The 20,269-nt window shown below is 74.0% G+C and carries 18 protein-coding genes, 1 pseudogene and 1 riboswitch; of the genes and pseudogenes, 6 read left to right on the top strand and 13 right to left on the bottom strand.

The annotated features are described in order from the left end of the window. Positions 1–33 precede the first annotated feature (33 nt). Positions 34–1,224: a pyridoxamine 5'-phosphate oxidase family protein gene (locus tag LZF96_RS15335; protein WP_233871897.1), complete on the top strand. Its 1,191-nt coding sequence runs from the start codon at positions 34–36 to the stop codon at positions 1,222–1,224. Positions 1,225–1,765: 541 nt separating this feature from the next. On the opposite strand, the gene LZF96_RS15330 is transcribed toward LZF96_RS15335, so the two are convergent. The 4 genes from LZF96_RS15330 to LZF96_RS15315 form a co-directional block, all read right to left on the bottom strand. Then, the gene (locus LZF96_RS15330; RefSeq protein WP_233871894.1) at positions 1,766–2,305 is read right to left on the bottom strand and encodes an NUDIX domain-containing protein; all 540 of its coding nucleotides are present in this window, start codon (positions 2,303–2,305) and stop codon (positions 1,766–1,768) included. 145 nt (positions 2,306–2,450) lie between these two features. Continuing rightward, positions 2,451–3,710, bottom strand: a complete 1,260-nt coding sequence (locus LZF96_RS15325; RefSeq protein WP_233871891.1) for a cystathionine gamma-lyase — start codon at positions 3,708–3,710, stop codon at positions 2,451–2,453. A 202-nt stretch (positions 3,711–3,912) separates the two neighbouring features. Continuing rightward, positions 3,913–4,578: a low molecular weight protein-tyrosine-phosphatase gene (locus LZF96_RS15320; protein ID WP_374203245.1), complete on the bottom strand. Its 666-nt coding sequence runs from the start codon at positions 4,576–4,578 to the stop codon at positions 3,913–3,915. A 163-nt stretch (positions 4,579–4,741) separates the two neighbouring features. Then, positions 4,742–5,113 carry a phage holin family protein gene (locus LZF96_RS15315; RefSeq protein WP_233871888.1) on the bottom strand — a complete coding sequence of 124 codons (372 nt, stop codon included), beginning with the start codon at positions 5,111–5,113 and terminating at the stop codon, positions 4,742–4,744. Positions 5,114–5,184: 71 nt separating this feature from the next. Here LZF96_RS15315 and LZF96_RS15310 point away from each other — a divergent pair, with 71 nt between their 5' ends. Next, positions 5,185–5,502, top strand: a complete 318-nt coding sequence (locus tag LZF96_RS15310; RefSeq protein WP_233872016.1) for a cupin domain-containing protein — start codon at positions 5,185–5,187, stop codon at positions 5,500–5,502. Positions 5,503–5,726: 224 nt separating this feature from the next. Continuing rightward, on the top strand, positions 5,727–5,942 hold the full coding sequence (locus LZF96_RS15305) for a DUF5326 family protein (protein WP_233871885.1): 216 nt from the start codon (positions 5,727–5,729) through the stop codon (positions 5,940–5,942). 67 nt (positions 5,943–6,009) lie between these two features. Here the strand turns inward: LZF96_RS15305 and LZF96_RS15300 are convergent, their stop codons facing one another. Then, complete coding sequence (locus tag LZF96_RS15300; RefSeq protein WP_374203244.1) at positions 6,010–7,350, bottom strand: YibE/F family protein; 1,341 nt, start codon at positions 7,348–7,350, stop codon at positions 6,010–6,012. A gap of 73 nt (positions 7,351–7,423) precedes the next feature. After that, positions 7,424–7,536: riboswitch (TPP riboswitch) on the top strand. Between LZF96_RS15300 and thiC the strand changes: the two genes are divergently transcribed. From thiC to LZF96_RS15285, 3 genes are all read left to right on the top strand, one after another. Then, entirely contained in the window at positions 7,531–9,474 is a 1,944-nt protein-coding gene (gene thiC, locus LZF96_RS15295) for a phosphomethylpyrimidine synthase ThiC (RefSeq protein WP_233871879.1), read from the top strand. Its footprint overlaps the riboswitch before it by 6 nt. A gap of 182 nt (positions 9,475–9,656) precedes the next feature. Continuing rightward, the gene (locus tag LZF96_RS15290; protein WP_233871876.1) at positions 9,657–10,091 is read left to right on the top strand and encodes an ester cyclase; all 435 of its coding nucleotides are present in this window, start codon (positions 9,657–9,659) and stop codon (positions 10,089–10,091) included. Positions 10,092–10,297: 206 nt separating this feature from the next. Continuing rightward, the gene (locus LZF96_RS15285; protein ID WP_233871873.1) at positions 10,298–10,591 is read left to right on the top strand and encodes an MTH1187 family thiamine-binding protein; all 294 of its coding nucleotides are present in this window, start codon (positions 10,298–10,300) and stop codon (positions 10,589–10,591) included. Between the two features lie 65 nt (positions 10,592–10,656). Here the strand turns inward: LZF96_RS15285 and LZF96_RS15280 are convergent, their stop codons facing one another. The 8 genes and pseudogenes from LZF96_RS15280 to cydB form a co-directional block, all read right to left on the bottom strand. Then, on the bottom strand, positions 10,657–11,475 hold the full coding sequence (locus LZF96_RS15280; protein ID WP_233871870.1) for a hypothetical protein: 819 nt from the start codon (positions 11,473–11,475) through the stop codon (positions 10,657–10,659). Continuing rightward, entirely contained in the window at positions 11,472–11,849 is a 378-nt protein-coding gene (locus LZF96_RS15275; RefSeq protein WP_233871867.1) for a PadR family transcriptional regulator, read from the bottom strand. The genes LZF96_RS15280 and LZF96_RS15275 overlap by 4 nt, the downstream gene beginning before the upstream one ends. Before the next feature lie 143 nt (positions 11,850–11,992). Then, positions 11,993–12,340 (bottom strand): annotated as a pseudogene (locus LZF96_RS15270) (SDR family NAD(P)-dependent oxidoreductase); the annotation flags it as partial. Positions 12,341–12,599: 259 nt separating this feature from the next. Next, the gene (locus LZF96_RS15265; RefSeq protein ID WP_308294213.1) at positions 12,600–12,917 is read right to left on the bottom strand and encodes a type II toxin-antitoxin system PemK/MazF family toxin; all 318 of its coding nucleotides are present in this window, start codon (positions 12,915–12,917) and stop codon (positions 12,600–12,602) included. Positions 12,918–12,919: 2 nt separating this feature from the next. Next, the gene (locus LZF96_RS15260; RefSeq protein ID WP_233871861.1) at positions 12,920–13,222 is read right to left on the bottom strand and encodes a hypothetical protein; all 303 of its coding nucleotides are present in this window, start codon (positions 13,220–13,222) and stop codon (positions 12,920–12,922) included. Positions 13,223–13,313: 91 nt separating this feature from the next. Beyond that, positions 13,314–15,047 carry a GAF domain-containing protein gene (locus tag LZF96_RS15255; protein WP_233871859.1) on the bottom strand — a complete coding sequence of 578 codons (1,734 nt, stop codon included), beginning with the start codon at positions 15,045–15,047 and terminating at the stop codon, positions 13,314–13,316. 15 nt (positions 15,048–15,062) lie between these two features. Further along, on the bottom strand, positions 15,063–19,139 hold the full coding sequence (gene cydD, locus LZF96_RS15250; protein WP_233871856.1) for a thiol reductant ABC exporter subunit CydD: 4,077 nt from the start codon (positions 19,137–19,139) through the stop codon (positions 15,063–15,065). Further along, positions 19,136–20,266: a cytochrome d ubiquinol oxidase subunit II gene (gene cydB / locus LZF96_RS15245; protein ID WP_233871854.1), complete on the bottom strand. Its 1,131-nt coding sequence runs from the start codon at positions 20,264–20,266 to the stop codon at positions 19,136–19,138. The genes cydD and cydB overlap by 4 nt, the downstream gene beginning before the upstream one ends. Positions 20,267–20,269: the final 3 nt, after the last annotated feature.

The following is a 20,269-nucleotide window of genomic DNA, read 5'->3' as shown; positions in this document are numbered from 1 at the left end:
CAGGGCGTGACGGACGCGGTAGGGGTGACGGATGTGAACAGTGTGGTCGGGGCTCGACCGGGATCGCTGATACCCCGGGCGCGTCCCGGGAACGACGGTGAACGGGCGATCCAGCAACGCCTGGGCACCACCGAACGGGCCGAGCGTTTCTACGCCGACGAACTGCGCGACCACCTCGACGCCGGGCTGCGGGCCCTGCTCTCCCGGCAGCGCGTCTTCTTCCTGGCGACGGCCGACCGCGAGGGGGCGTGCGACTGCTCGATCCGCTCCGGCGCGCCCGGCTTCCTGCGGGTGCCCGACGACCGCACGCTGCTGTTCCCGGTCGGGACGGGCCGCGGTGTGCACGCGTCGGTCGGGAACATCACCGAGAACCCCCGGGCCGGCCTCCTGGCGATCGACGCCGATGGCGCGCACGGCCCGGCGGGCACCGGTATGCGGGTCAACGGACGCGCCCGGGTGCTGCTCCCCGAACAGATGCGACTCCAATTCCCCGACCTGATGGCGCCGGACACCGAGGCCCCGCTGTGGGTGCGACTCGACGTGGAGGAGGTCTTCCGGTACGCGCCGGAGACCCCCGACGCCCCCGACGGCCTGGTCCTGCGAATCGGACCGACCGCCCCGTTGCCGGCGGTCGAGCGCCCCGCGAAGGTTCCGGCCGACTCCTCGGCCGGATCATCCGCGCGGGGAACCACGGAGATCGACCGGACACCCGCCCCCGCGCGCCCCGCCCACCCCGGGCCGCTGCCGGTGCGCTCCCCCGGCTCGCACGACCGGGTGCGCGCCGCCGCCGTCTCCGCGGCGGGTGGGAATGTCACCCCGCCGACACACCGACCCTCGTGGGCGCGCGACCCGGTCGAGCCGGTCGGCGCGGGCCACGGATCGCCCGGTGCGGGTGTGCCCGGTGCCCGGGCCGCCGATGACGGGACGTACGCGCCCGGAGGGGACGACCTCACGGTCTCCCGCGCGGGGGCGGTGGGGGCGGCCCGCACCGGTGAGTTCTTCGGCGCCGCCCGGGAGGCCCAGAACCGGCGCGCGCGCCCCGACACCGGTGTCGGGGCGCAGGACGGCCCGTCGGGCACCGTCCCCGGAGCGGCGGTGTCGCCCACCTCGGCGGCCTGGCTCGCGGAGGCGGCACGACTGGTGGCCGAGGTCGAACGGCGCGGCGCGCGGTACGGATATCCGACCCGTACGGGGCCCGCCGACTGGTTCGGCGCCCGTCGCTGAGCCGGCGACCGTGGCCGTGGTCGGCCGGACCGGGTCCCGGGTCCAGGGTCCCGCCGACGCGCCGTGGCCCGGCGGCGAGGACCGGAAACGGTGCGGCACGGTGCCGACGGAGGGGTGAGACCCTCGGCGCGGGCGTCCCGTCGCCGGTGGATCACCGGGGGCGCCGGAGGCGGCGTGATGTCGGGGGTCCGGAAGGGCGCGGCGACGTTTCGGGTGCCTCCCGCCTTCCCCGCGCGGGAGTCGGCGCGGTCGGGCGGGCGTGCTCCGTGGCCGGTGGATCCCCGCGGCGGTGCGGCCGTTCGGTGGTATGGCTCGTGCGGTCGGTTCGGCGCCGGGCGCGGCGTGGCGGCGGGGGTTCGGGAGGGTGCCGCGAGGTGCCGGGCGCCCATCGGTTCCCCGGAGTGGGAGCCTGCGCGGCCCGGTGCGGGGCGGGCCTCCGGGCCCCGTCGCCGGCCGTGCGCACGTCCGGCGACGACACGAGGGCCGACACGGTGGTGTCGCGTCCCCGGGCACGGACTCCGGCGACCTCCGACACGGGGCGTCAGCGCAGGTCGGGGGCGAGCAGGGAGAGGACGCCGGGAATGTTCCGCATCAGGTATCGGTAGAGCGTCTCCGGCACCAGGTTCACCGAGGACAGCCCGGCCCGGGTGAACGGCAACCGCACCGTCTCGTACTCGCCGCACGGCTCGTCCACCTCCGGACCGTGCCGCAGGGAGGGATCGATGGAGGCGGGACGGCAGACGAAGAAGTGCTGCACCTTCACCGCGTGCGGTCCGGCTGCCCGCAACGCCTCGTGCCCGTCGGCGGGGCCGATCGGCACGGTGTCCACGAAGGCCGGGACCACATCGGTGACCTTGGCGCCCAGTTCCTCGAACACCTCGCGGTGCAGGGCGTCCAGCACCGTGGCGTCCCCCGGCTCCACGCCGCCGCCCGGGGTGATCCAATACGGGGCCATGCCGGGCTTGGTCCGCTTGATGACGATCATCTCGGGGGCACGGGGCCGCTCCCCGCACCCGGGGGGCCCGGTGTCCAGGAGGATGGCCCGGGCGGTGCGCTTGACCACGGATGGCGCGTCGGTCATGGGAGGGATCTCGCCGGCCCGGGCCCGGGCCAAACCTCGCCGCCGCCGATCCGTCGCCGCCGGGCGTCGCGCCGGGGCACCGGAGCACCGGCGCGCACGGGCCCCGGACCGACACCCCGGAACGCCCCGGCGCGCGATGGTGGGGTCAGGCGCCCCCGCGCGCGATCTCCAGTGCCCGCCGCACATCCGTGACCAGGTCCGCCGGGTCCTCCACGCCCATCGACATCCGTACGAAGCCCTCGGCCACCGCGTCCGCGGACGCGCCGCCCGGTGTCGTCCACCGGCCCCGCCGCTCGGCGGTGGAGCGCACCCCGCCGAAGCTGGTGGCCTCCTCCACGATCCGCAGCGCGGCCAGGAACCGCTCGGCGAACCCCCGGTCGGGCAGGGTGAAGCCGATCACGCAACCGAAGCGCCGCATCTGCCGCGCGGCGAGGGCGTGCGCCGGGTCACCGGGCAGCCCCGGGTACCGCACGCCGGTCACGTCCCCCCGGGTCGCGGTCCGGTCCGACAGGGCCTCGGCCACCGCGAGCGCGTTGGTCTGCTGGCGGGAGGTGCGCAGCTCCAGGGTGGCCAGGCCGCGGTGGACCAGCCACGCCTCCATCGGGCCGGGGATGGCGCCGACGATCTTGCGCCATCCCACCACCCGCTCGATCACCGAGGCGTCCCGGGCGGCGACGTAGCCGAGCAGCACGTCCCCGTGGCCGTTGAGGGCCTTGGTGCCGCTGGCCACCGAGAGGTCGGCGCCCAGTTCCAGCGGGCGCTGGCCCAGCGGCGTGGCGAGGGTGTTGTCCACGGCCACCAGCGCGCCCCGGGCGTGCGCCGCCGCCGCCAGTTCCCGCACGTCGCAGACGTCGAGCCCGGGGTTGGAGGGGGTCTCCAGCCACAGCATCCGCAGGTTGGTCGCGGACTCCACGGCCCGCAGTGCCTCCGGCCCCGGGGTGGGAACGGTCGACACGGTCACGCCGCCGGCCTCCAGTCGCTCCCGCACCCGCTGCAGCAGGTTGTAGCCGTCGGCCGGGAGGACGACGGTGTCACCGGGCCCGGTGAGGGCGAGCAACGCGGCGGAGATGGCCGCCATGCCGGAACCGAACGCCACCGCCCGGGCCCCGCCGGTGGGGTCCTCCAGCTCGGCGACGGCCCGCTCCAGGGCGGTCCAGGTGGGGTTGGAGTCCCGACCGTAGGCGTACTCGGCACCCGTCGGATCGCCCGGCAGGTGGTAGTGGGCGGCGAGCACCGGTCCGGGCATCGGCGCCCGGTACGGCTCCGCCTCCGGCAGACCCGCGTGCACGGCCCGGGTCGCCTCGCCGGTGGGTCCCGGGGCGGTGCCCCCGGTGCCCCCCGCGTCCCCGCGGCCCGCCCCCGTGGCCGCGTTCCGCGCCACCGGGCCCCCGTTGTTCCCCGTCATCCCTCTCCGCCTTTCTCGCCGCGCCCCGCCGACCGCCGGTCGGGGTGCGTGTGATGCCTCGCGGTGCCGGTGGTCACCCGGCCCGGGCGGCGCGTGTCACCGCCCCGCACCGCGCACCGTAACCCCCGCCGGGGAGGGACGTGGGGGCGAGGACCCCCGAGCGGTTCGCCCGGGCGCGCGCCCGGGCGCCGGTTTGCCGGTGTCACCCCGGACGGGGTGCCCCGCCGTGATCCGCGCCGCGGTGGGCCGCTCCGGCGTCGTCACGGTCGCCGTCCTCGTCGCTGTCGCCGCCCCGGTCGGGGAGCAGCTCCCCGATCTCCGTGAGCAGACCCGGCATCGCCGCCTCGATCATCTCCAGGCATTCGGCGAAGGCCTCCGTCTCGCCCCAGTAGGGGTCGGGGACGTCCGGCAGGCGGTGGGCCCCCGGCGACGGGTCGAAGGACCGCAGCAGTCGCACCCGTGCCGCCTCGGCCGGTCCGGGGGCGAGCGCGCGCAGGCGGCGCAGGTGGCCGGTGTCCAGGGCGACCACCAGGTCGTGGCGGGGGAACTCGTCGGCCTCGAAACGGCGGGCGGTGTGCCCGGCGTCGTAGCCGGCGGCCAGCAGGGTGGCGGCGGCCCGGGTGTCGGCGGGGTCCCCGGCGTGCCACCCGTCCGTCCCGGCGCTCTCCACCGCCACCCGATCGGTCAGGCCCTCCTCGGCCAGGCGTTCGCGCAGCACGGCGGCGGCCATGGGGGAGCGGCAGATGTTGCCGGTGCAGACGAAACACACCCGCACCGAGGGGTCGGTGCGGGTGCGGATACGGCGCGTGGCGCGGTGGTCGGTCGGACGCGCGGGGTCGGTCACCGGTTCGGACGGGGAATCGGGCATGTGCGACAGGGTAGTGGTGCGTGCCGCGCCCCGTGAGTGGGCTCGCGCCGCCCCATCCGCCGACCGCCCGAACCCCACCGTTCACCGGCTCACCGGCGCGACCACGGGGCACCGGCAGGAGATCGGCCCGGGGCGAACCCCGGTCGCGCCCCGGGCCGGCGGGTCACTCCCGGTCGAGCAGGGAGGTGACCGCCCAGGTGACGATGGAGATGATCAGACCACCGAGCAGCGCGGACCAGAAACCGTCCACCTGGAAGGAACCGCCGGCCAGCCAGCCGGTCAGCATCAGCATCAGGGCGTTGATCACCAGGGCGAACAGCCCGAGGGTGAGGATCAGCAGGGGAAGGGCGAAGAACTGGAGGACCGGCTTGACGAAGAGGTTCACCAGGCCGAAGATCAGCGCGACGATCACCAGGGTCAGGACCTGGCTGCCGGTTTCCGCACTCTCGCCACCGAGGGAGATGCCACCGACCAGCCAGACGGCCGCGGCCAACGCCAGCGCGTTGGCGATGAACTTGATCAGAAGGTTCGTCATATGGGGATCGTTCCAGACGACACCGGTACCGGGGCAAGAGGGCAGGCGGGTATGACGGGGATGACGGCGTGATCAAGGCGTTTCGACTCGACCAACTGGAGGCGGAGCGCCTCGCCAACGATGGGGCGTACCTGCAGTTCCTGCGCGAACGGAACATGTCGGTGGGGCTGTACGCGCTCAACGCGGGGGAGCCCGACCCGCAGTCGCCCCACCGCGAGGACGAGGTGTACGTGGTGGTCAGTGGCCGGGGTTCGCTCACGGTCGGTGAGGAGACCGTCCAGGTGGGCCGGGGCAGCGTGGTGTACGTGCCCGCCGGCGTCCCGCACCGCTTCCACCACATCACCGAGGACCTGCGGGTCCTGGTGGTCTTCTCTCCCCCGGAGAGCTGATCCGGCGACCTTCGGAGCCCTTCCACCGGCCTCCGCCGGGCCTCCGGCGGCCCCGGGCCCCGTAGGGGTTCGCTCAGGGACCAACGAGGGGTCGCGGGCCCCCGTCCGGTACGGACGCCGCCTAGCATCGGCGGTGGGATGAAGGGAAGGCGTTCCTCGCGGCGCATCCGGCGCGCCGCCCGCCCTTCCCGGTCCCGAGCGACATGTGGAGAGGAGAGTCGGCGATGAAGGACACCTTCATGAGCCTGCCGTGGTGGGTGCGGTGGGTGGTCATTCCGCTGTTGGCCCTGGCGGTTTTCGGAGGGCTGCTGCTCGACCTGATCGCCTTCGTGGTGGGTCTGGCGTTCAAGATCCTGGTCTTCGCCGTCCTGGTGGCCCTGGTGATCTTCCTGGTGCGGAAGTTCTCCTCGTCCTCCTCGTCGGGTTCCGGGGGCTGGTAGCGGAGCCGCCGGCCGGCGTCGGTCGTCCGCCGATCCCCGGGGTCCGCCGGCCCCCCGGCCCGCGCCGTCAGCGGCGGGCCCGCCGCCGGCGTCCCCCGCCGCCCCGGCCCGGCGCCGTGCCGGGGGAGGGCAGTACTCCCTCCCGGTCGGCGCTGACCACCAGCGCCGCCAGGACGGTGGTGATCGGCACCGAGGCCACCAGCCCGATCGAACCCACCATGGTGCGCACGATCTCCTCGGCCACCAGTTCACTGAAGGCGACGGTTCCCACGCTCTGCCCGGCGATGGAGAAGAGCAGCAGCAGCGGCAGCGCGGCACCCGCGTACGCCAGCACCAGCGTGTTCACCACCGAGGCGATGTGGTCCCGACCGATCCGCATCCCCGCTCGGTACAGTTTCAGCCAGCTCGCGTCCGGCTCGGCCTGCTTGAGTTCCCACACGGCGGAGGTCTGGGTGACCGTCACGTCGTCGAGCACGCCCAGGGAGCCGATCAGGATGCCGGCCAGCAGCAGGCCCCGGATCTCGATGTCGGGGTAGAGCGCGTTCACCAGCCCGGTCTGGTCGTTGGTGTTGCCCGACAGGGCGGCCCAGTCGATGAACGCCGAGCCCAGGAAGCCGATCAGCACCAACGAGATCAGCGTTCCCAACACCGCGACCGAGGTGCGCGCGGTCAATCCGTGGCACAGGTAGAGCGTCGCCAACATGATGGCGCTGCCGCCGATCACCGCGACCAGTAGCGGATTGGAGCCCTGCAGGATCGCCGGGAGGATGAACAGCGTCAGGATCGCGAAGCTGACGATCAGACCGATCAGCGCCAGGAATCCCCGCAGCCGGCCCACCAGCACCACCGCGACCGCGAAGATCGCCGCGAGCAGCAGGATCGGCACCGACCGCTCGACGTCGAAGACGGAGTACTGCAACTCCTCCGGGGCGTCGGGCGCGTAGGCGACCTTCACCTCCTGGCCGGTGTCGAAGCGCTGGGTGGCGTCCGGCGGGACGACCTCCTCGAAGGTGCGGCCCGCGTCCGGGCCGGTGGTCACCTCCACCGTGGCCAGCTCGCACGGTCCGCTCACCCCCTGCCGCACCGCCACCCCGAGGTCCGCGCACGGGGCCTCCCGCACCTCGGTCACCCGGGCGTCCTGGATCTGCCGGTCGAATCCGACGCCGGTGCGGTCGTCCTGGTCGGGCACACCGCCGGGCCACAGCAGGAGCATGCCGACGCCGACGAAGGCCGCGAACGGCACCAGGACCGCCGCGATCACCCGGCGCAGCCGGCCGGAGACGGGGGCGGCGGGGCCGTGTTGGTGGGTGTGCCCGTGCGGGTGGGCGTGCGCGTCGAACGCGTCGCCGGGGTCGTCACCGTGCCCGTGCGGACCGTGGCTCTCGGGTGTGCTGTGGGGAGGCTTCACGGGAGGATCATCGCAAGAGAGGGGGTGCCCCCTGGCCATCCCCACCGGTGTGCCGTTAGCGTGAGGGACGTTCATGTGACATCGCGGGAGCTCCGAGCACGGGGCTGAGAGGGCGCTGAACAGCTGCGCCGACCGCCGAACCTGTTACCGGGTAATGCCGGCGTAGGGAGTGGGTCTTCGATGACCGCACGGGACGCGCACACGCGCGCCACCACCGACACCAACCGTATCGACGCGAGTGCGAACGGTTCCGGTGTCACCGACACGACGAACACCGCCACCACAACCGCCACGGCCACCGCCACGGCCACCGAGGGGGACACGGCCACCGCCGACACCGACACCACCGCCGACGGGCCCGCCGGCCCGGACGCCCCCGGGCGCCGGCTCGGTTGGCACAAGGGCTACCTGGAGGGAGGCCGCCCCGACCTGCGGGTTCCCGTCCGGCGGGTGCACCTGACCACCGGCCGGGACATCACCCTGTACGACACCTCCGGTCCGTACACCGACCCCGGTGTCGAGACCGACGTGCGGCGCGGCCTGGAGCCGCTGCGCCGGGGGTGGATCATCGAACGCGGCGACACCGAGGAGTACGCCGGGCGGGAGCCGCGCCCCGAGGACGACGGGATCAAGCACACCTCGCCCCGGGGCGGGTTGCGCAACCTCGACGCCGTCTTCCCGGGTCGCCCGCGTCGTCCCCGGCGGGCCCTCGAGGGCCGGGCCGTCACCCAACTCGCTTACGCCCGCCGGGGGGAGATCACCCCGGAGATGGAATTCGTCGCGATCCGGGAGAACGTGGAACCCGAGGTGGTGCGCGAGGAGATCGCCGCCGGTCGGGCCGTGCTGCCGGCCAACGTCAACCACCCGGAGATCGAGCCGATGATCATCGGCAAGCGGTTCCTGGTGAAGATCAACGCCAACATCGGCAACTCCGCCGTCACCTCCTCCATCGAGGAGGAGGTGGAGAAGATGACCCGGGCCACCCGTTGGGGCGCGGACACCGTGATGGACCTGTCCACCGGCCGCAACATCCACACCACCCGCGAGTGGGTGCTGCGCAACTCCCCCGTCCCGATCGGCACGGTGCCGCTCTACCAGGCGCTGGAGAAGGTGGACGGCCGGGCGGAGGAGTTGAGCTGGGAGGTCTACCGGGACACCGTGATCGAGCAGGCCGAGCAGGGCGTGGACTATATGACGGTGCACGCCGGCGTACTGCTGCGGTACGTGCCGCTGACCGCGCGCCGCAAGACCGGCATCGTCTCGCGCGGTGGTTCGATCATGGCCGCCTGGTGCCTGGCCCACCACAAGGAGAGCTTCCTCTACACGCACTTCGAGGAACTCTGCGAGATTCTGCGCGCCTACGACATCACCTTCTCGCTCGGCGACGGTCTGCGGCCGGGCTCCATCGCGGACGCCAACGACGAGGCGCAGTTCGCCGAGTTGCGCACGCTGGGCGAGCTGAACCGGATCGCCAAGTCGCACGACGTGCAGACCATGATCGAGGGCCCGGGTCACGTCCCGATGCACAAGATCAAGGAGAACGTCGACCTCCAGCAGGAGATCTGCGACGAGGCGCCGTTCTACACGCTCGGTCCGCTGACCACGGACATCGCCCCGGCGTACGACCACATCACCAGTGGCATCGGCGCGGCGATGATCGCCTGGTGGGGCACGGCGATGCTCTGCTACGTCACCCCCAAGGAGCACCTGGGACTGCCGAACCCGGACGACGTGAAGACCGGGGTGATCACGTACAAGATCGCCGCGCACGCCGCCGACCTGGCCAAGGGGCACCCGGGGGCGCAGGAGTGGGACGACGCGCTGTCCGACGCCCGGTTCGAGTTCCGCTGGGAGGATCAGTTCAACCTCTCCCTGGACCCGGTCACCGCCCGTGAGTACCACGACGAGACGCTTCCGGCGGAGCCGGCGAAGACCGCGCACTTCTGTTCGATGTGTGGGCCGAAGTTCTGTTCGATGAAGATCAGTCGGGAGATCGGGGAGCGGTTCGGCGGCGACCTCGGCGCCGGGGACGCCACCCCGGAGGAGATCGAGGCGGGGATGTTGGAGAAGTCCCGCGAGTTCGCCGAGTCCGGCAACCGCGTCTACCTCCCGCTCGCGGACTGATCCCGCCCCTTTCGCGGTACCCGCGCGCGGGCCGTCCCCCACCCCGGGGGTGGCCCGCGCCGTGTCCCGACGGCATCGGGGCGCGGCGCGGTGCCCGGGGGCGCGTTCCTCCCTGCGACACCTGTTGTGCGGCTTTTGTCGGATGTACGGTGGAAGGACCTCCGCACGATGGGAGGTGAATCATGGGACAGGCACGCGAGGTCATGGACCGCCTCACCGAGGCGCTCACCACGACCCGGGACCTCAAGACCGTCGCGGAGTGCTTCGCGGAGGACGCCGTGGTCGTCACCCCGGACGCCGGGGAACTCCGGGGGCGGGAGCGGATCGTCGAGTACTGGCGTCAGTTCATCGACGCCGTGCCCGACGCCTCCTTCGAGCCGCTCGCCCTCCACGAGGACGGCGACTCCGCCATCGACGAGGGATTCATGGTCGGGACCAACACCGGCCCGCTCAGCGCCCCCGACGGGGAGAGGATCCCTCCGACCGGCCGGCGCATCCGGGTCGTCAGCTGCGATCGCGCCACCGTCGCGGACGGGCACATCGTCGAGCACCGCGTCTACTTCGACCGCGTGGAGTTCCTCGGTCAACTCGGACTCCTGCCGGAGTCCACATCCTGAGAGGAGACCCGCACCGCCCGCTCCCGCCCGGCTGCCCCGCGCGGGAGCGGGCTTTCCGCCGTCCGGGCCGGGCACGATGGGGGCCGGGGACACCGGTCCCCGGCGCGCGGTGTCGCGGCCGGCCGGCACGGTACGGGTCGGTCGGCCGCGAACGGCGACGACAGGCGGCGAGCCGCGCGCGAACGCGCGGAGCAGGGAGGAACGACGTGATCGTGGCGTTCTCGGTGACCCCGATCGGCACCGGCGAGGACGTGGGGGAGGCGGTGGCCGAGGCGGTGCGGGTGGTGCGCGAGAGCGGCCTGCCCCACCGCACCGACGCGATGTTCACCAGCGTCGAGGGCGAGTGGGACGAGGTGATGGACGTCGTCCGGCGGGCCGTGGACGCGGTGCGGGCCCGCTCCTCCCGGGTGAGCGTGGTGCTCAAGGCGGACATCCGCGAGGGCGTCACCGACGGTCTGACCTCGAAGGTGGAGACCGTGGAGCGGTACCTGGCGCAGTGACCGTCCGGCCGTCGGGACGGGCGCGACCCCCGTGCGCCCCCGTCCCGACGGCCCTCCCCCCGGTCTCAGATGTCGTCGCGCACGCCGCGCACGATGTCCCGGCGCATGGCCCACCAGCCCACGCCCCCGCCGATGACCCCGCCCACGGCCGCGCCGATCCAGGTCGCGGTATCCGGGCCGCCGTTGAGGAAGACGCCGGGAACGGTGCACAGCAGCACGACGCCGCAGGCGAGGTACATCACCCGGACCCGTCGACCGAAGTACCACGGGCGGCCCGGCTCGGCGTCACCCGGCTCCAGCGCCCCGGCCGTACCGGTGGCCGCCGACAACGGCCGCTTGTAGTACGCCATGTACAGCCAGTACCCGCACGGCTCCCAGCCGTCCGGGGCCAGTTCGGCCGCGTGCTCCCCGCGCTCGCGGCGACGCACCACCTCGCGCCGGTACTCCCAGCGCAGCGGCTCCGCCGGGTCGCGCCGGCAGACGAAGCGACCGAGCGCGTCGATGCGGACCACCTCCCAGCCGAGGTCCCCCTGGCGGTTGAGGACATCGCGGTCCACGTACTGGTCGCAGACGAAGCGCCACTCGCGGGCCCCGGCGTCGTCGGCGCTCTCCGGGAGGGCGTCGCCGTCGGTCGGGCCGGTGCCGTCGCCGGCGAGGCGGGCGGCCAGGTCGGCGGCGGGGCCGAACTCGTCGGCCGGGTCCGCGCCGCTGTCCAGCAGGTGGTCCGAGAGTTCGGTGACGGTCTCGCCGACCCGCCGCTCGGCCATCCCCCGCCGGCGCAGTTCCTCCGCCAACTCGGTGAACCATCCGGTGCCGTTCGCGGTGCCCGTTCCGCCGGTGGCGTTCGTGGTGCCCATCTCGTCGTTCCCCCGTTCGGTGGTCATGCGGTCGGTCCTCCCTCGGTGGGTCCCCCGGCGGGTCCCCCGGTGAGCCCGTTGGCGAGGTGTTCACCGACGAGACGGTGGAACTCCGCCCACGCCGCGCCCTGCTCCCGCAGGACGGCGGTGCCGGCGTCGGTGAGTCGGTAGTAGCGACGGCCCGGCCCGCGCTCGGCGGCGCGGAACTCGGCGTCGAGCAGGCCCGCCTCCTCCAGTCGGTTGAGCACCGGGTAGAGGGTGCCGCCCCGGATGGTGCCGAGTCCGGCCTCCTCCAGTCGACGGGCGATCTCGTAGCCGTAGCTCTCCTCCTCGGTGAGGCAGGCGAGGACGAGCAGGTCGAGGACGCCTTTGAGCCAACTGGCTCTGCGGTCGGTGGCCATACACGTATTGAACACCGATCTAGTTAGGAACACAACCTATGTGGCCGCGCCGATCTCCCGATCCTCCGGGGTCCCGGGGGATCGGGCCCCGGAGGATCGGCACGGAAGCCGGAAGTGGGGGTCCCGGCGCGCGGGGCGGGTCGGTGACCGCGCTCGGCACCGCCGTTGACCCGGATGATCTGCGAGGTGACGTGCCCCCCCGCCGCCGGGGAGGCGAGCCGGTGCGGGGTGGCCGCCACGTCCTCCGGGGTGCCCGCCCGGCCGTTGACCGTCTCCGCCACCCCGCCCCACCGCTCCCGGACGGCGTCGGCCGGGGCGGCGGCCCCGGTGGGTTCCGTGAGGTCGGCGGTGAACGCCCCGGCGCCGTCGATGGCGGCGGCTGCCCGCTCGATCACCTCGGATCGACGGCCGACCAGCAGGGTGCGGTCGCCGGAGGAGGCGAAGGCCCGGGCGGCGGCCAGGCCGATGCCGGTCCCGCCCCCGGTGATCAGGACGCGGCGGGACGGACCGGTACCCCCGTGCCCGTGGTCGGAGGAATCGGCGTGCGGGGAGGGGGAGTCGGAAGTGGAGGAAGCCGGGGAAGCCGAGGAGGGGGACATGGCCTCACGCCAGGCACATCACGACCCGATCGCCGGCGGTTGTCGCCCATCCCTCCCGGCTTGCCGGCCCCTCACCTGCCCATGAGAGTGAATCCATGGAATCCATGGTCCTTCGGGGCACCCCTCCCCGTACACCCGGAACGGGGAGGTCTCAGATGGCCAGGGCGGCTCGGAGTCCCTGGCTTACCTTCACCATGGTGTGGTGGGACAGGGCCCCGCGATCTTCCAGCAGTTCGTCCCGATAGAGGTTGACGAGGTCATCGCACAACACTCTTCCCACGAGTGGATCGGCGGTGCTCAACTCCACGATCGAGGGAAGGGGGGGCTTGGTACTCGTGGTGATGCGTGTGGCGAGACAGTCCTTGAGCCGAGTGTTGCGGGCATTGTTCGAGACGACCAGCCAGGGCTTCCTGCCATGGCCCACATCGGCCGTGTAAACCCGTCCTCTGATCGGAATGATCTCCGACACGGCTACGCCTCCTCTTCCCCGGTGCCGCGTCGTCGCCCGCGCACGGCCGCGTGGAACTCGCGATCCTCCTCATCCTCCTGTGCGGCGAGGGCGGCGTAGCCGTGGAGCATCGCTCCCTCTTCGACGGCTTTGCGCCCCGCGGTGAGCAGGGCATGAAGAACCTCGGCCTCGGAGGGGCGTGAGGACAGCTCCACTCCCAGTGCGAGGAGAGCCGCACGTTCACTGCTGTCCGTGTCGCGGATTCGGGTCGCGATGGACTGGTCTTCTTCCGTTATCGGGATGCTCTTCCGGGTGGGCGTGGCCATGCTTCACAGTGTGATGCGTTTTTTGCCGCCCTGCAAGCCTCACCATGTGCTTCATGTGGATCAAGGGCTCCGTCGCCCGGTCTCCGGCGGCTCACCCCAGGGGGGACCACCAGCGGACCGAGGTGCCCCGGCCGTCCGGACCGGGGCCGTACTCCACGCCGCCGCCCAGCGACTCAGCCCGTCGCCGCAGGTTCACCAGCCCGCTGCGCCGCCCCGTCCCGTCCGGCGGCAGGCCGACCCCGTCGTCGGCGACGGTCAGTCGAACCGTGGGCCGACCGTCCGGCAGCGGTTCGGTGACGTCGACGACCACCTCCACCCGGCTGGCGCCGGCGTGCCGGGCCACGTTCGAGAGCGTCTCGCGCACCGCCGCGATCATGTTCTTGGCGATCAGGTCGTCCACCCGGGCGTCCACCGGTCCGACGAAGGAGACGGACGGCTGGAAGCCCAGGGACCGGGCGGCCGTCCCGGTCTCCCGCAGCACCCGGGTGCGCAGGCCGGTCGGCGCGTCCTCCGGGCCCTGTTGCAGGGCGAAGATGGCGGTACGGATCTCCTGGATGGTGGCGTCGAGTTCGTCCACGGCCTTGCCGATGCGCGCCGACAGGCGCGGCTCCCCGGCCGCGCGCCGGGCGCTCTCCAACAGCATCCCGGTGGCGAACAGTCGTTGGATGACGAGGTCGTGCAGGTCCCGGGCGATCCGGTCGCGGTCGGCGTAGACGGCGAGCTGTTCGCGGTCCCGGCGGGCCTCGGTGAGCAGCAGCGCCAGCGCCGCCTGCTGGGCGAACTGGGTGGCCATCGCCCGTTCGGCGAAGGTGAAGCGGGGTGCGCCGGGGGCGCGCGGCACGGACAGCACACCGATCAGTTCACCGTCGCTGCCCAACGGCAGCAGCATGTTCGGCCCGTACCGGCCGGCCAGGTGGGTGGAGCGCCAGGGGTCGTCCTCGGTGTGCTCGACGAACGCCGGATCGCCGGAGAGCAGCAGTTCGTTGGCCCAGTCACCGGGGGGGATCTCGGCACCGATCAGTCCGGCGGGTTCGGTGGAGCTGACGGCGACCACGACCAGGCCGCCGTCCTCGTCGGGGAGGAGCACCAGGCCGGCGTCGGCGTCGGCCAACCGGCGGGCCTGTTCGGCGACGACCGCCAGCGCGTTGTCGCCGTCCCCGGAGAGCAGGGAGGTGGACAGTTCGGCGCTGCCGTCCATCCATCGGGCCCGCTGGCGCACCGCCTCGTAGAGCCGGGCGTTGCCGATCGCGATGCCGGTCTCGGTGGCGAGGATCTGGCACAGCTGGAGGTCGTCGCGGGTGAAGATCCCGGCGCGGGGGTCGCCCAGGTAGAGGGCGCCGAAGCCGGCGCCGTGCACCCGGATGGGGGCGCCGATCAGCGAGCGGATGGCGGGGACGCCGTCGGGGCCGGGCAGCCCGGTGTACCGGGGGTCCTCGCTCATGTCGTCCATGAGGACCGGGCGGGGGCTCTCCAGCATCACGGAGATCCGCCGGTCCCGGTCGGGCAGGTTCCATATGCGGTCCATGACCTCCTGCTCCACGCCCCGGGTGACCAGTTCCCCGATGCCGCCCTCCTCGTCCAGGACGCCGATCCCGATGTAGCGGGCGCCGACCAGTTCGGCGGCGGCCTCGGCGACCCGGTCGAGCAGGGTGTGCAGTTCGACGTCACCGCCGATGGTGACCATGGCGCGCAGCAGGCGGGGGATGCGTCCGGCCAGCTCGGGGGAGCTCCCCTGCGGGGTGTCGGCGTTCCCGGACGGCCCCCCGTTCGATCCGCCGGGGGATCCCGGTCGGTCGGCGGACCGGTGCCGCACTGTCTCTGCCATGGTGTGAGCCTAGAATCACCCGACCCGCGAGGAAAGTCGGCTGTGTCCGGATGTGCGGCTCTCATGAGATTTCGTGAGGTGTGCGCTCCCGGGGGGCCCGTCATCCGGGACAGCGCCCGGGGTCGCGTCGGCGCCCGCGTTCGCGTCGGGGTCGGCCGCCCGCAGCATCCGCCGGAACGGTCCGGGGCGCCGCGCCAACTCCGCGTGCGGGCCGCGCTGCACCACCCGCCCGCCGTCCAGCACCAGCAACTCGTCCACCTCCTCCAGGCCGACCAGCCGGTGGGTGATCAGCAGCGTGGTGCGGTCGGCGGTGGCCGCCAACAGGTCGGCGGTCAGCGCGTCGGCGGTGTCGGTGTCCAGGTGCTCGGCCGGCTCGTCCAGCAATAGCACCGGGAAGTCCGCCAGCAGGGCCCGGGCCAGCGCCAGACGCTGCCGCTGGCCGCCGGACAACTCCGCGCCGTGTTCGCCGACCGACGTGTCGAGACCGGCCGGCAGCTCGTCCACCCACTCCAGCAGCCGCGCCCGGCGCAGAACCGCGCGCAGCTCTCCGTCCGTCGCGCCGGGGCGCGCGAGCCGCAGGTTCTCCCGGAGCGTGCTGTCGAAGAGGTGGGCGTCCTGCGCGCACAGGCCGACCATCCGCCGCACGTCCTCCCCGCGCAGGGAGGTCGCGTCGACGCCGGCGAGCGTGTATCCGCCGGCCTCCGGGTCCAGGAAGCGCAGCAGGCAGAGCGCCAGCGTCGTCTTGCCCGCCCCCGAGGCGCCGACCACGGCGATCCGGCGGCCCGGCGTCAGCTCCAGGTCCACGCCCGACAGGGCCGGCGCGGCGTCCGGGGACTGCCCCGGGTGGCGGGCGGTCAGACCGCGCACCACCAGCGGGAACGGCCCGGCCGGGGGCTCCGCCGGTTCGGCGGGCTCGCGCACCGGATCCGGCGTGTCCAGCACCTCGGCCACCCGCTCGGTCGCCCGACCCGCGCGCTGCCGGTGCTGCACGGCGACCGACAGGCCGTTGACCGCCTCGAACGCGGCCAGCGGCACCATCACCACGGTCGCCAACCACACCCCGGCCAGAGCGCCGGAGGCCACGCCGTCCGCCCCCACCCGGGCGGCGGCGGCCACGGTCAGGCCGGCGGCCAACGCGCCCAGCCCCGCCGCCGAGGCGGTCGCCGAGCCGGAACGGGCCGCCAGGCCGGTCAGCTCCCGGTCACTGTCGCGCACCGCCGCGATGCGGCCGGGCAGCGCGCCCGCGACGGTCAGCTCACCGGTGCCGGTGAGCAGGTCCACCACCCGGGTGCCCAGCCGGCCCCGGGCCGGGGCGAGCCGCCGCTCGGTGCGGCGGGCGATCGCCCCCGTCAGGAGGGGGACGCCGACACCGGCGGCGAGCAGACCGGCGGCCAGCACCGCGCCCGCGCCCGGCAGCAACCATCCGGTGAAGATCACGGCCGCCGTGGAGACGACCGCCGCCGCGCCGGCCGGCAGCAACCAGCGCAACCAGTGGTCCTGGAGGGCGTCCACGTCGGAGACCAGGCGGGAGAGCAGGTCGCCGCGCCGGGTGCGGCGCAGCCCGGCGGGGGCCAGTCGCTCCAGCCGCCCGTAGACGGTCACCCGCAGGTCGGCCAGCATCCGCAGCACCGCGTCGTGGCCCAGCAACCGCTCGACGTACCGGAAGACGGCCCGGCCGATGCCGAAGGTGCGGGTGAGGGTGACCGCGATCATCAGATAGAGGACCGGCGGCTGCTCGGAGGCCCGGGAGATCAGCCAGCCGGAGACGGCCATCAGGCCGGTCGCGGAGGCCAGGGCCAGGGCGCCGAACGCGGCGGTCAGGACGAGCCGGCCGGCCCGGGGGCGGGCGGCGTCGCGCAGCAGGCGGCGGGCGCCGGTGGTCCGGCCGATCGGCGGGAGGCGGCGCGGCGCGCGGGCGGCGGGCCCGGCCGTCGAGGTGGCGGCGGGGTCGGTGGGGGTGTCGCCGTCGGCGGGGGCGCCGAGGAAGTCGCCGAGGATCCATCCGCCGGGCGCGGTCGGCTCCCGGTGGGTGCCGACCGGGGCCGGGACGGGCGCCTCGGACCCGCCGACGGGGGACGCCGCCGCGTCCCGGCCCGCGAGCGCGTCGCCGACGGGGGTGTCGGACGTGACCCGGTAACGGCCCGCCCCGGCGGCGGGGACCGCCCCGGAGGGGAGGTCGCGGCCGGGGACGTGCGCCGACCCGGCGGTCCGCCGATCGGCGGACCCGGACTCCCGCCCCGGGTGGATCGGGCCGCCGGTTCCGCTGGCGCGCCCGGGACCGGTCGCGGCCCCGGCGCCCGAGCCGGTTCCGGTGGTGGGTTCGGCCGGGCCGGCCGCGCCGGGGGTCGTGCCGGTCGGTCCGTCCGCGTCGCCCGTGTCGCCCGCGTCGCCCGTGTCCCGGGCCCCGGCCGCCCCGGCCGCCCCGGCCGGGCTCCCGGCCCCGGCGGTCTCCGCCGGGAGCGGTGTCGGCGGCGGCAGTTCCACCACCCGGTCGGCGAGGTCGCGCAGGGCCGGCCGGTGGGTGACGATCAGCACCGTCCGTCCGGCGGCGGCTCCCCGCAGCGCCTTGCGCACCCGCGCCTCGGTGAGGCCGTCCAGCGCGGCGGTCGGCTCGTCGAGCAGTAGCACCGGCCGCTCGGTGAGCAGGGCGCGGGCCAGCGCGACGCGCTGTCGTTGCCCGGCCGACAGGCCCGTGCCGCCCTCCTCCACCCGGCGCTCCGGGGGCAGGTCCGCGTCGGCGGCGGCGTCGCGCAGGGCGCGGCGCACGGCCTCGTCGTCGGCGTCGGGACGGGCCAGCCGGACGTTCTCGGCGATGGTCCCGGCGAACAGGTGGGGGTGCTGGGGCACCCACGCCACCTGCCGGTGCCAGGAGGCGGGGTCGAGGTCGGCGAGGTCGCGGTCCCCGACGAGCACCCGGCCGCCCGGTTCCGGCCGCACGAAGCCCAGCAGCACGTTGATCAGGGTGGTCTTGCCGGCGCCCGAGGGGCCGACCACGGCGACCGTCTCGCCGGGCCGCAGGGTCAGGTCCACCTCCCGCAGCACCTCGCCGGCGCGGCCCTCCCGCCGCACGGTGACGCGCTCCAACCGCAGCTCGGCGGTCCGCGCGTCGGGGGCCGGGTCGGTGCCGGGGCGGGGGCGCTCGGTCCCCAGCACTCCGAACACCTCGTCGGCGGCGGAGAGTCCCTCGGCGGCGGCGTGGTAGTGGGTGCCGACCTGGCGCAGCGGCAGGTACGCCTCGGGAGCCAGGATCAGCACCACCAGACCGGTGTGCAGGTCCATCTCGCCGTGCACCAGGCGCATGCCGATGGTCACGGCGACCAGCGCCACCGAGATGGTGGCGAGCAGTTCCAGCGCGAAGGAGGAGAGGAAGGCCAGGCGCAGGGTGCGCACGGTGGTGCGGCGGTAGTCGGCGGTGATGGCCCGGATGTTCTCCACCTGGGCGCGGGAGCGGCCGAAGACCTTGAGGGTGGGCAGGCCGGCGACCACGTCCAGGAAGTGGTGGGAGAGCCGGGTCAGCCGGCGCCACTGCCGGTCCATGTGGGAGCGGGTGGCCCAGCCGATGAGCACCATGAACAGGGGGATCAGCGGCAGGGTGCCGAGGATGATCGCGGCCGAGACCCGGTCCTCGATGAGGATGACGGCGAGCACTGCGGCGGGCACCGCGACGGCGAGGCCGAGTTGGGGCAGGTAGCGGGCGAAGTAGTCGTCCAGTGCGTCGATGCCGCGTCCGGCGAGGACGGCGAGTTCGCCGCTGCGGCGGTGGTCGAGCCGGCCGGGGCCGAGCGCGGCGGCGTGTTCGACCAGCCGCATCCGCAGTTCGGACTTGACGGCCGCGCCCGCCCGGTGGGCGGCGCGCTCGGTGAGCCAGGAGACCAGGGCGCGGCCCACCGCCGTGGCGGCGAGCAGCGCCACGGGGCCGGTCGGCTCGTCGGAGCCGAGGCCCCCCTGGAAGGAGCCGACGACGATGTCGGCGATCAACACGGCCTGCGCGATGACCAGGCCGGCGTTGAGGAGGCCGAGCAGGACCGATCCGACGAGGAACCCGCGGGTGGCGCGGGCGTGGCGGAGGAGGCGGGGGTCCACGGGCTTCATGGCGATCCGGGTTTCCGTGCGGGGGCGGTCGGTCCGGACGGGTCGCCCGTCCCGCCGCCTCCCCCGGTCCCGTCGTCGGCGGGACCGTGCGGGTCGGGGGCGAGGTGCTGCACCCCGATCCGCTTGCGGAACACCCAGTACGTCCAGCCCTGGTAGAGCAGCACCATCGGGGTGGCGATGGCCGCGACCCAGGTCATGATCGTCAGGGTGTAGGGGGTGGCGGAGGCGTTGACCACGGTCAGGTCCCACTCGGCGTTCAGCGAGGAGGGCATCACCGCGGGGTAGAGGGTCAGGAAGAGCATGGTCACGGCGGCGGCGATGGTGACGCCGGAGAGGCCGAAGGCCCAGCCCTCGCGCCCGGCCCGGTTGGCGACCAGGGCGGCGACCAGCGCGCCCGCGGCGATCACCATGGCGAGCAGCGACCAGGCGGTGCCGGCGCCCAGTTGGGTCCACCCCAGGAAGATCACCGCGAGGACGGCGGTGACCGCCCCGAGGCCGCCGGCCAGGGCGCGGGCCCGCCGCCGGATGTCCCCCACCGTCTTGAGCGCGACGAAGACCGCGCCGTGGAAGGTGAAGAGGGCGAGGGTGACGGCGCCGCCGAGCAGCGCGTGGCCGTTGAGCAGGTCGAAGAGGTTTCCGACGTACTCGCCGTCGGCGTCGATCGGGACGCCGCGCACGATGTTGGCGAAGGCCACGCCCCACAGGAAGGCGGGCAGCAGGGAGGTCCAGAAGATGGCGTGCTCCCAGTTGCGCTGCCAGTTCTCCTCGGGTCGCTTGGACCGGTACTCGAAGGCCACGCCGCGCACGATCAGGCAGATCAGGATGATCAGCAGCGGGATGTAGAAGCCGGAGAAGAGGGTGGCGTACCACTCGGGGAAGGCGGCGAAGGTGGCGCCGCCGGCGGTGAGCAGCCAGACCTCGTTGCCGTCCCAGACGGGGCCGATGGTGTTGATCAGCACCCGGCGTTCGCGGCGGTCGCGGGCCAGGCCCCGGGTCAGCACACCGACGCCGAAGTCGAAGCCCTCGAGGAAGAAGTAGCCGATCCACAGGACGGCGATCAGGGAGAACCAGACGATGTTCAACGCGTGCGGCTCGAGGGCGCTCTGCGCGAGTTCGACGGGATTCACGGT

Origin of the sequence: Streptomyces sp. ST2-7A, from assembly GCF_021390475.1 — a bacterium.
GTDB lineage: Bacteria > Actinomycetota > Actinomycetes > Streptomycetales > Streptomycetaceae > Streptomyces.
Note: the sequence above shows the minus strand (reverse complement) of the source record. Positions and strands in the feature narration are given on the sequence as shown.

Excerpts from the sequence above, each read along its gene's own strand:
- LZF96_RS15330 (WP_233871894.1), bottom strand. The coding sequence starts at position 2,305 with ATGACCGACGCGCCATCCGTGGTCAAGCGCACCGCCCGGGCCATCCTC.
- LZF96_RS15315 (WP_233871888.1), bottom strand. The coding sequence starts at position 5,113 with ATGACGAACCTTCTGATCAAGTTCATCGCCAACGCGCTGGCGTTGGCC.
- LZF96_RS15280 (WP_233871870.1), bottom strand. The coding sequence starts at position 11,475 with ATGACCACCGAACGGGGGAACGACGAGATGGGCACCACGAACGCCACC.
- LZF96_RS15260 (WP_233871861.1), bottom strand. The coding sequence starts at position 13,222 with ATGGCCACGCCCACCCGGAAGAGCATCCCGATAACGGAAGAAGACCAG.
- LZF96_RS15275 (WP_233871867.1), bottom strand. The coding sequence starts at position 11,849 with ATGGCCACCGACCGCAGAGCCAGTTGGCTCAAAGGCGTCCTCGACCTG.
- LZF96_RS15290 (WP_233871876.1), top strand. The coding sequence starts at position 9,657 with ATGGGACAGGCACGCGAGGTCATGGACCGCCTCACCGAGGCGCTCACC.
- thiC (WP_233871879.1), top strand. The coding sequence starts at position 7,531 with ATGACCGCACGGGACGCGCACACGCGCGCCACCACCGACACCAACCGT.
- LZF96_RS15325 (WP_233871891.1), bottom strand. The coding sequence starts at position 3,710 with ATGACGGGGAACAACGGGGGCCCGGTGGCGCGGAACGCGGCCACGGGG.
- LZF96_RS15320 (WP_374203245.1), bottom strand. The coding sequence starts at position 4,578 with ATGCCCGATTCCCCGTCCGAACCGGTGACCGACCCCGCGCGTCCGACC.
- LZF96_RS15305 (WP_233871885.1), top strand. The coding sequence starts at position 5,727 with ATGAAGGACACCTTCATGAGCCTGCCGTGGTGGGTGCGGTGGGTGGTC.
- cydD (WP_233871856.1), bottom strand. The coding sequence starts at position 19,139 with ATGAAGCCCGTGGACCCCCGCCTCCTCCGCCACGCCCGCGCCACCCGC.
- LZF96_RS15255 (WP_233871859.1), bottom strand. The coding sequence starts at position 15,047 with ATGGCAGAGACAGTGCGGCACCGGTCCGCCGACCGACCGGGATCCCCC.